General features: G+C 59.5%; 7 protein-coding genes, 1 tRNA gene and 1 rRNA gene. 1 reads left to right on the top strand and 8 read right to left on the bottom strand.

All coding sequences use genetic code 11. From position 1 onward, the window contains the following. The 8 genes from HWX53_RS26915 to HWX53_RS26880 all read right to left on the bottom strand — a co-directional run. Positions 1-99, bottom strand: a 16S ribosomal RNA gene (locus tag HWX53_RS26915); the annotation flags it as partial. Positions 100-552: 453 nt separating this feature from the next. Further along, positions 553-628: transfer RNA gene (locus HWX53_RS26910), tRNA-Thr, on the bottom strand. An 18-nt stretch (positions 629-646) separates the two neighbouring features. Continuing rightward, positions 647-1,156 carry a ClpXP protease specificity-enhancing factor gene (locus HWX53_RS26905; RefSeq protein WP_175946558.1) on the bottom strand — a complete coding sequence of 170 codons (510 nt, stop codon included), beginning with the start codon at positions 1,154-1,156 and terminating at the stop codon, positions 647-649. A 63-nt stretch (positions 1,157-1,219) separates the two neighbouring features. Beyond that, on the bottom strand, positions 1,220-1,831 hold the full coding sequence (locus tag HWX53_RS26900) for a glutathione S-transferase N-terminal domain-containing protein (protein WP_008344155.1): 612 nt from the start codon (positions 1,829-1,831) through the stop codon (positions 1,220-1,222). 91 nt (positions 1,832-1,922) lie between these two features. Continuing rightward, the gene (locus HWX53_RS26895; protein WP_175946557.1) at positions 1,923-2,678 is read right to left on the bottom strand and encodes a cytochrome c1; all 756 of its coding nucleotides are present in this window, start codon (positions 2,676-2,678) and stop codon (positions 1,923-1,925) included. Between the two features lie 22 nt (positions 2,679-2,700). Beyond that, positions 2,701-4,083, bottom strand: a complete 1,383-nt coding sequence (locus tag HWX53_RS26890; RefSeq protein ID WP_175946555.1) for a cytochrome bc complex cytochrome b subunit — start codon at positions 4,081-4,083, stop codon at positions 2,701-2,703. Next, on the bottom strand, positions 4,084-4,704 hold the full coding sequence (gene petA / locus HWX53_RS26885; protein WP_175946553.1) for a ubiquinol-cytochrome c reductase iron-sulfur subunit: 621 nt from the start codon (positions 4,702-4,704) through the stop codon (positions 4,084-4,086). A gap of 208 nt (positions 4,705-4,912) precedes the next feature. Further along, positions 4,913-5,659 (bottom strand): Nif3-like dinuclear metal center hexameric protein, encoded by a 747-nt coding sequence (locus HWX53_RS26880; protein WP_175946551.1) that lies wholly within the window; start codon positions 5,657-5,659, stop codon positions 4,913-4,915. Between the two features lie 20 nt (positions 5,660-5,679). On the opposite strand from HWX53_RS26880, the gene HWX53_RS26875 reads away from it, so the two are divergent. After that, positions 5,680-6,897: a Do family serine endopeptidase gene (locus HWX53_RS26875; RefSeq protein WP_175946549.1), complete on the top strand. Its 1,218-nt coding sequence runs from the start codon at positions 5,680-5,682 to the stop codon at positions 6,895-6,897. The last annotated feature ends 26 nt before the right edge of the window (positions 6,898-6,923 follow it).

Here is a 6,923-nt window from a genome sequence, read left to right as displayed (position 1 = left end):
CCACTCGCCGCCAGGCCGAAGCCCGCGCTGCCGTCCGACTTGCATGTGTAAGGCATGCCGCCAGCGTTCAATCTGAGCCAGGATCAAACTCTTCAGTTCAATACCTGTTACTGTTTTCGGTTTCTAAGAAACCGGTCGCTCACTCAACGTACTGACGATGATTAATCCGTCCTAAGACAGATAAACCTTCCTCTGATACTTCGTGTGAGACTCTTGATACTTTTGCTTATGCCGCAGCGCCTAAGCACCACAACCGCACTCGCCATCAAGCGCCCACACTTATCGGCTGTTAGTTTTTAAAGAGCAATCCGCCAAGACTTTCCACCTCGCCGCATCGAGCACTGGGCTCAACCGCTTCGTCTTGCGTCGCTGCATCAGCAGCAGAGAAACGAGATTATGTACGTCGTTTCGGTCAGTGTCAACAAGTTTTTGAAGCTTCTTTTTGACTCGCCTTTCGGCTCGGACCTGCGAACCCAGTCGGCTTACCAACATCGGCTCGCTTAAAGCGAACGGGTCGTGCGGACATCGCACGACCCGTCGACATTGAAGTCTTGGTGCCGGCTGCAGGACTCGAACCCGCCACCTGATGATTACAAATCAACTGCTCTACCAGATGAGCTAAGCCGGCGAAGGACGAGATTCTACTTCATTTAACGACTTTCAGGTGCGACCGGCCAGAGGATTTCGATGCGTCGTCATCCGACGCGCCCGATTGCGCCTCATCGCGCGATGAAGTGGCTGAAGCGCTCGACCGATCCTCCGCCTGAGGATCAACGTGACGCTGCTCTCGCTCGGCAGACCGGGGCGCAGCCGAAACACTCGGCTCGCTCGCGGAATGAGGCGACGGCTCGACGGGAAACGCCATTCCTTGCCCGTTCTCGCGCGCATAAATGGCGAGCACGTTGGCGACCTGGACCTCGATCTTGTGCGATTTCCCGGAAAAGCGCGCACTGAACTCGATCCATTCGTTCCCCATCTGCAACTGGCTCGTCGCCTCGAAGCTGATGTTGAGCACGATCTCATCATTGCGCACGAACTGGCGCGGCACGCGCGTCGCGCCGTCGACTCGCACGGCGATGTGAGGCGTAAAACCGTTATCGGTGCACCATTCGTACAGCGCGCGCAACAGATAAGGCTTGGTGGAGATTTCTTGCATCAACTTTCCTCTGCCGGAGCACGGTCGCGCGAACTCGCGCCCGGCGCGCCCCGTTCTCGCAAACTATCGACGCATCACCTTTTCGGAAGGCGTCAGCGCTTCAATATAGGCCGGGCGGCTGAAAATGCGCTCGGCGTACTTCATCAGCGGCGCGGCGTTCTTCGACAGCTCGATGCCATAGTGATCGAGACGCCACAAGAGCGGCGCGATCGCGACGTCGAGCATCGAGAACTCCTCGCCCAGCATGTACTTGTTCTTCAGGAAGATCGGCGCGAGTTGCGTGAGGCGGTCGCGGATCGCGCTGCGCGCCTTTTCGTGGTTCTTCTCGGCTGCCTTGCCCTTCTCGTTCTCGAGCGTGCCGACGTGCACGAACAGTTCTTTTTCGAAGTTGAGCAGGAACAGACGCGCACGCGCACGCTGGACGGGATCCGCCGGCATCAGCTGCGGATGCGGGAAACGCTCGTCGATGTACTCGTTGATGATGTTCGACTCGTACAGGATCAGGTCGCGCTCGACGAGAATCGGCACTTGACCGTACGGGTTCATCACCGCGATGTCTTCCGGCTTGTTGAACAGATCGACGTCGCGGATCTCGAAATCCATGCCCTTTTCGAACAACACCAGCCGGCAGCGCTGGGAGAACGGGCAAGTAGTGCCGGAGTACAGAACCATCATGTTATTTAAGTCCCTTCAGTAAACTCGAAGGGCCGGCTGCGGCGAATCCCTCCCGGGAGTAGCCGCGCCGACCCACGCCGTCACAGGCGTGCTATTTGATATCTCGCCAGTATGCCGCGTTCAGACGCCATGCGAGGAAGCTCAGGAGCGCCAGAAACAGCAAGACCCAGACGCCAAGGCGCTTGCGGGTCTGCTGGGCGGGTTCGGACATCCACGAAAGGTACGAAACCAGATCGGCCACAGCTGAATCATAATCCACGTTCGACATGGTGCCAGGCGTCACCTGAGTGTAACCCACGAATCTTTTTGTCTTTTCGCCGGTTTTCTCGTCCGTGTCCGTCTCGAACCGCGCATCGCGGATACCTTGCAGCGTCCACAGCACATGCGGCATGCCAACGTTCTCGAACACGCGATTGTTCCAGCCGGTCGGCCGGGTCGGGTCACGGTAGAAGCTGCGCAAATACGTGTAGAGCCAGTCCTTGCCGCGCGCCCGCGCCTCCACCGACAAATCCGGCGGCGACGCGCCGAACCACGCTTTGGCGTCGTCCGGGCGCATCGCGATGCTCATGGTGTTGCCGATCTTTTCCGTCGTGAACAGCAGATTGTCCTGAATCTGCTTCTGCGTGAGCCCGAGGTCCGTCAGACGGTTGTAGCGCATCAGGCTCGCGCTATGGCAGTTCAGGCAGTAGTTTACAAATATTTGGGCGCCGTGCTGCAAGGACGCGAAATTGTCCGCGTTATCGGGCGCACGGTCCAGCACCGCTTCTTCCGCCGCGTGCACTGGCGCCGCGCTGAACGCGAACATCGCCGCGCAAGTCATCGCGAGAGTCGAGAGCCATTTTTTCATCGTGTCGTCTCCGGACGGGCGCTTAGTGGAGTTTGTAGTTCACTCGCTCGGGCGGCGTCTTGAATCTGCCGCGCGGCGTCCAGAAAGGCATGCCGAGGAAAAACGCGAAATAAATGAGCGCGCAGATTTGCGCGATAAGCGTTCCCGCCGGCGATGGCGGCCGCGTTCCCAAAAAGCCGAGCACGAGGAACGCGAAGACAAAGATTGCGTAGAAGACTTTGTGAAAGAGCGGCCGGTAGCGGATCGACTTCACCGGACTGCGATCCAGCCACGGCACGAAGAACAGCGAAACGACCGCCGTGCCCATCACGACCACGCCCCAGAACTTGGATTCGGTGAGGGCCATGAACACGATCACCAAGAGCGCGAGCACGGGCAGCCCAATGCGCCATTTTCCGCGCGCGCGCAAAAGCGCGAACACCCCGAGCAGCGCGATGATGATCATCAGCACGATCTTGAACGGATCCGTGGTCGCACGCAGCATCGCGTAGAAGGCGGTGAAGTACCAGACGGGCGCGATTTCAGACGGCGTTTGCAGCGGATTAGCCGGCACGAAGTTATTTGCTTCGAGGAAGTAGCCGCCCATTTCCGGCGCGAAGAAAATAATTGCCGCGAAAATCAGCAAGAAAATGCAGACGCCCATGAAGTCGTGCACCGAGTAATACGGGTGAAACGGAATACCGTCGAGCGGAATGCCGTTCGCGTCCTTCTTTGCCTTGATTTCGATGCCATCGGGATTATTCGATCCCACTTCATGCAGCGCGACCAGATGCGCAACAACGAGCCCGATCAGTACGAGCGGAATCGCGATCACATGAAACGAGAAGAAGCGATTCAGCGTAACGTCCGACACGACATAATCGCCGCGAATCCACAGCGACAAATCCGGGCCGATAAAAGGAATCGCCGAAAACAGATTCACGATTACTTGCGCGCCCCAGAACGACATTTGCCCCCAAGGCAGCAGATAGCCGAAGAACGCTTCCGCCATCAGGCACAGGAAAATGGCGCAACCGAAAATCCACACGAGCTCGCGCGGCTTGCGGTAGGACCCGTACATCAGGCTGCGGAACATGTGAAGATAAACGACGACGAAAAACATCGACGCGCCCGTGGAATGCATATACCGAATGAGCCAGCCCCACGGCACTTCGCGCATGATGTACTCGACCGATGCAAAGGCCAGCGTCGCATCGGGCTTGTAATTCATGACGAGAAAAATGCCCGTGACGATCTGAATGACCAGCACGAGCATTGAAAGTGAGCCGAAGAAATACCAGAAGTTGAAGTTCTTCGGCGCGTAGTATTCGGTGACGTGTTTCTTCCAGGTGGATGTCAAAGGAAACCGGCGATCTATCCAGCCCAAGAAGCCCGTCGTTTCCACATCCTTGTCTGCGGTCGCCATTTAAGCCTCTCCCTTTTCGTCCTTGCCGATCACGAGTTGCGTCGCGGAAGTGAACATGTACGGTGGCACGTCCAGATTCTGCGGCGCGGGCTTGTTCTTGAAGACGCGGCCGGCCATGTCGTAGGTCGAGCCGTGGCACGGGCACAGAAAGCCGCCTGGCCAGTTATCGGGAAGATTGGGTTGCGGACCTTCGGTGAAGCGCGGCGTCGGCGTGCAGCCGAGGTGCGTACAGACGGCGACGGCCACGAATATGTTCTTGTGATCGGCGCGGGAGCGGAACTCGTTGTTGCAGTACTCCGGCAACGGCATCGAGAATTCCATTTTGGACTTCGGATCGGCCACTTCATTGTCGGCCTTCTTCACGTCGGACAGCATTTCGTCCGTGCGATTCACGATCCACACCGGCTTGCCGCGCCAGGCGACTGTCATCATTTCGCCCGGCTTCAGTCCGCTGATATCGACCTCGACGGGCGCGCCCGCCGCCTTGGCCTTCTCCGACGGAGCGAACGAACCAACAAACGGAACCAGCGTTGCCACACCTCCGACACCACCCGCCACGGTCGTCGTAATCAGCCAGGTACGGCGGCCGCCATCGACGCGCTTATCGTCCTTGTCTCGCATCACACGCCCCACTTCTGAGTTGGATTTATACCGTCACATCAGTGTTCCGCCGCTAGTGTGCGCGAATGGAGTTGCCATTTACAAGGGCCGTTCGGGGAAAATTACCCGGATTTAGCGAACCTTCCGGGTTTTCCCCACGTTTTCGCGCGTTCGCGTAAAGCATCCTTTCATGCCTACAGCCGGGCCTAAACGACGAAAAATCGCCGCTTCAGACCGGATTATCGATATCGATAAACACATGCTCGATGTCGAACTCTTCGGACAGGTGCGCGCCGACGGCCTGCACGCCATAACGCTCCGTCGCGTGATGCCCCGCCGCGATATACGCCACGCCGGATTCCGCCGCGATATGCATCGTCTGCTCGGACACTTCGCCGCTCAGATACACGTCGGCGCCCGCTTCGATGGCCTGTTCGAAATAGCCCTGCGCACCGCCCGTGCACCACGCGACGCGCCGCAGTTCGCGGTCGGCATCGCCGAACACGAGCGGCTTGCGGCCGAGCGCATTCTCGACGGTCGCGGTGAAGTGCTCGAGCGAAAGCGGCATGGTGATCGGCGCGACCCAGCCGATGTCCTGATCGCCGAAACGGCCGTCGGCAATGAGGCCGAGCCGCGCGCCGATCTGCGCGTTGTTGCCGAGTTCCGGATGCGCGTCGAGCGGCAGGTGATACGCGAATAGATTGATGTCGTTGGCGATCAGCGTGCGCAGCCGCCGATGCTTGCGCCCCGTGATCTGCGGCGCCTCGTTGCGCCAGAAATAGCCGTGATGGACGAGCACCGTGTCCGCGCCCCACTCCAGCGCGGCTTCCAGGAAGGCGAGCGATGCCGTCACGCCGGTCGCGATTTTCTGAACGCGGCGCGTGCCTTCCACCTGTAGGCCGTTCGGGCAATAGTCCTTGAAGCGGCCGATTTCCAGCAGGTTGTTCAGATACAATTCGAGTTCGATCCGATCCATGAAATCCTCTATCCCTTCAAATGCTTAGACGCTTCTGGCTGTTTTTTGCCCAAGCGGTCACCGTGCTTTTGGCTCTGATGTTCATCATCGCGACCCTGAAACCGCAGTGGCTTCAACGTCAGGGCCAATTCGGCAAGCAACTCGCCGAGCCGATCGTCGCGTTACAGGAAGTGGCGCCGAGCATCGGCTCGCGCCCGCTCCAGTCGTCGTATGCGGACGGCGCGCAAAAGGCGATGCCCGCGGTGGTGAACGTGTTCTCCAGCAAGGACGGCAATCTGCCGGCGGACCCGCGAGCCAAAGACCCGCTTTTCCGCTACTTCTTCGGCGACAAGAACAGACGCAAGAACGACGAGCCGCCCGCGTCGAATCTCGGGTCAGGCGTCATCGTCAGCTCGGAAGGTTACATTCTAACGAACCAGCACGTCGTGGACGGCGCGGACCAGATCGAAGTCGCGCTCGCGGACGGCCGCACGTCGAGCGCGAAAGTGATCGGCGTCGATCCCGAAACGGACCTCGCCGTGCTGAAGATCGCGCTGACGAACCTGCCGAGCATCACGCTCGGGCGAATGGACCAGACGCACGTCGGCGATGTCGTGCTGGCGATCGGCAACCCGTTCGGCGTCGGGCAGACGGTGACCATGGGCATCGTGAGCGCGCTCGGGCGCAATCACCTGGGCATCAATACGTTCGAGAACTTCATCCAGACCGACGCGGCGATCAATCCCGGCAATTCGGGCGGTGCGCTCGTCGACGTGAACGGCAATCTGCTCGGCATCAACACCGCGATTTATTCACGCAGCGGCGGCTCGCTAGGCATCGGCTTCGCCATTCCGGTGTCGACGGCGCGCAGTGTGCTGGAGAGCATCATCACGACGGGCACGGTGACGCGCGGCTGGATCGGCGTGGAACCGCAGGATGTGACGCCGGAAATCGCGGAATCGTTCGGGCTCGATCAGAAATCCGGCGCGATCGTCGCGGGCGTGCTGCAAGGCGGCCCGGCGGATAAAGCCGGCATCAAGCCGGGCGATATTCTCGTCAGCATCAACGAGGACACGATCACCGACACGACGCGCCTCTTGAACGTCGTTGCTCAGATCAAGCCGGGCACGTCCGTGAAAGTGCATCTGATGCGCAAGAACAAGGAACTGGACGTGAACGTGATGATCGGCAAACGGCCCGCGCAGCCGAAGGCGCCGCAGACGCCGGACGAAGATCAGGGCGATCAGGGCGACGAATAACGCGCCGAGCGCTCAAAAAGAAGGCA

This window comes from Caballeronia sp. BCC1704 (assembly GCF_902833455.1).
GTDB lineage: Bacteria > Pseudomonadota > Gammaproteobacteria > Burkholderiales > Burkholderiaceae > Caballeronia.
This window is presented reverse-complemented; position numbering and strand designations above follow the sequence as displayed.